This is a genomic window from Rhodosalinus sp. (genome assembly GCF_041685465.1).
GTDB lineage: Bacteria > Pseudomonadota > Alphaproteobacteria > Rhodobacterales > Rhodobacteraceae > Rhodosalinus.
In genome coordinates this window covers 1-2,663 of the sequence record NZ_JAWLFS010000321.1, presented here as the reverse complement: position 1 = coordinate 2,663, position 2,663 = coordinate 1, and the positions used below count along the sequence as shown (strand labels likewise).

Here is a 2,663-nt window from a genome sequence, read left to right as displayed (position 1 = left end):
CCGAGGCGGGGCATGACGGCCACGACCACGGCGCCTTCGACCCGCATGCCTGGCAGAGCCTCGACAACGCGGTTGCTTATGTCGACACCATCACCGCCGCTCTGGCCCAGGCCGATCCCGAGAACGCGGCGACCTTCTACGAAAACCGCGCAGCCTATGTCGCCGAGATCGAGGCGCTCGATTCCGAGATCCGCAAGATCGTCTCAAGCCTTCCGGAAGATCGGCGGATCGTCGTCACCTCGCACGACGCGTTCCAGTATTTCGCGCGCGACTACGGCCTGACCTTCCTGTCGCCGCAGGGCATCAGCACCGAGTCCGAAGCCTCCGCGCAGGATGTCGCCCGCCTCATCGAGACCATCCGGGACCAGGGCGTCTCGGCGGTCTTCTTCGAGAACATCGCCGACACCCGCCTGCTGGAACGGATCGCGGACGAGACCGGCGCGAGTGTCGGCGGCACGCTCTACCCCGGCGCGCTGTCCGAGCCGGACGGCCCGGCGCCCACCTATCTCGACATGATGCGCCACAACGCGACGACGCTCGCGCAGGCGCTGAGCTCCTGACCCGCTTCACGATCTCGAAACAAGGAATGTCGTAATGAAACCGCTTCAAAACCTTCTGGTGGCGCTGTCCCTCCTGATCGCGCTGCCAGGCTTTGCTCAGGCGCAGGATGCCGAAGGTACCCCGACGGTCGTGATCAACCTGACAAGCGATGACGTCTGGACGGGCCAGATGGCGCTCGGCTTCGCGCGGAACATCCAGGACACCGGCACCGACGTTGTCGTCTTCCTCAATGTGCGTGCTGTCACTTTGGCCAATCAGGACGTGCCGCAGCATGTCGAAGCCATGAGTGGGAAAACGGCCCATCAGATGCTGGACGAGATCATCTCCGAAGGCGGGCGCGTCTTCGTCTGCCCCGGCTGCACCGAACAGGCAGGGCTCGACATCGATGACCGTGTCGACGGCATCGAGCCCGGCGGGCCGGAATTCCTCGCCATCGTCACCGCACCGGGCACCCGGATCATGAGCTATTGACCGCGTTATCCACCCTCGATGCGAGCTCAACACACGAAAGGCCTCGACCATGACCGCACAAGTCCCTGTAACCGTCCTGACCGGCTTTCTCGGCGCCGGAAAGACCACCCTGCTGAACCGCATCCTGACCGAACAGCACGGCAAGAAGTATGCCGTGATCATCAACGAGTTCGGCGAAACCGGGATCGACAACGACCTCGTCGTGGATGCCGACGAGGAAGTGTTCGAAATGAACAACGGGTGCATCTGCTGCACCGTGCGGGGCGATCTGATCCGCATCCTCGGCGGTCTGATGAAACGCGCCGACAGGTTCGACGCCATCATCGTCGAGACCACGGGCCTCGCCGATCCGGCGCCGGTGGCGCAGACTTTCTTCGTCGACCAGGACGTGGCCGACCGCACGCGCCTCGACGCCATCGTGACGGTGGCCGATGCCGTTCACCTGGGCGACCAGCTGGGCGAACACCACGAGGCCGAGGAACAGATCGCCTTTGCCGATGTCGTCCTGCTCAACAAGACCGATCTCGTCGACGCGGACGGGCTCGGTCGCGTCGAGGACCGCATTCGCAAGATCAACCCCTATGCCAGGATCATCCGCACCGAACGCTGCGGCGCCAGTCTCGACGAGGTGATTGGCCTTGACGCCTTCAACCTCGAGCGGGTGCTGGCAGTCGAGCCGGATTTCCTGACCTCCGACCACGACCACGAGCACGACGACGATGTGACAAGCCTCTCTCTCACGGCGGACGCGCCGCTCGATCTCGACAAGTTCCAGACGTGGTTCGGCCAGCTCCTCCAGACCCGCGGACAGGACATCCTGCGCTCCAAGGGCATCCTCGATTTCCAAGGCGAGGACGATCGCTATGTCTTCCAGGGCGTCCACATGCTGATGGACGGCGCGCCGATGGGGGTCTGGCCGGAGGGCGCGCGGCAATCGCGCATCGTGTTCATCGGCCGCAACCTCGACACGATGGGGCTTGAGGAGGGCTTCGCGGCATGTCGGGCGGCGTGACTGCAGAGGCGGTGCGCCAGAACCCGCGCCGGCAGGGCTTTGCCGAGACACAGCTCGAACGGCAGGGCCTTGTTCTCGACATGGGCGCACCGGTGACCGCCGCTCTCTCGCACGGCGGGACCGTTGCGGCCGGGTTCGGAGACGGTGTGATCCGCTTCTTCCGGCCCGATGAGCCGCCCGTGATCGTCGGGGCACATGGCGGTCCCGTCCTGAGCCTGGCGGTCGACCCGGGATCGGACGGCGTGCTCACGGGGGGCGATGACGGCAGGTTTCTGCGTGTCTCGCCCGATGGGGCCATCGAAGAGATCGCGAGCTTCGGCACACGGTGGGTGGATTGCGTCGCGGCGGCCCCCGGTTACATCGCCTGTTCCTCGGGCCGGACGGCGCATGTCTGGCGCATCGGCGACACCGCGTCGAAATCCTTCGAGCATCCGAGCACCGTCGGCGGCCTCGCCTTCGACGCCAAGGCGCGGCGCCTGGCCGTCGCCCATTATGGCGGCGCCACGGTCTGGGAACGGGGCGAGCGGCGGTGGAAATCGTCGAAGCTCCTCTGGAAGGGATCGCACGGCGCCGTCGCCTTCAGTCCGGATGGCAAGTACCTCGTGACGGCCATGCAGGA

The 2,663-nt window shown here is 65.6% G+C and carries 4 protein-coding genes; all 4 read left to right on the top strand.

The annotated features are described in order from the left end of the window. The coding region (locus ACESL7_RS15140) for a metal ABC transporter solute-binding protein, Zn/Mn family (RefSeq protein ID WP_372894126.1) at window positions 1–560 on the top strand (560 nt) is incomplete at its 5' end. Window positions 561–594: 34 nt separating this feature from the next. After that, window positions 595–1,032, top strand: a complete 438-nt coding sequence (locus ACESL7_RS15135) for a DsrE family protein (RefSeq protein WP_372894125.1) — start codon at window positions 595–597, stop codon at window positions 1,030–1,032. Between the two features lie 49 nt (window positions 1,033–1,081). Next, window positions 1,082–2,044 (top strand): CobW family GTP-binding protein, encoded by a 963-nt coding sequence (locus ACESL7_RS15130; protein ID WP_372894124.1) that lies wholly within the window; start codon window positions 1,082–1,084, stop codon window positions 2,042–2,044. Beyond that, window positions 2,029–2,663, top strand: a 635-nt coding sequence (locus ACESL7_RS15125) for a WD40 repeat domain-containing protein (protein WP_372894123.1), incomplete at its 3' end; no start/stop codon positions are given. The genes ACESL7_RS15130 and ACESL7_RS15125, both read left to right, overlap by 16 nt.

Bases quoted from the DNA above. Each gene is read 5' to 3' on its own strand.
- ACESL7_RS15130 (WP_372894124.1), top strand. From the start codon at position 1,082: ATGACCGCACAAGTCCCTGTAACCGTCCTGACCGGCTTTCTCGGCGCC.
- ACESL7_RS15135 (WP_372894125.1), top strand. From the start codon at position 595: ATGAAACCGCTTCAAAACCTTCTGGTGGCGCTGTCCCTCCTGATCGCG.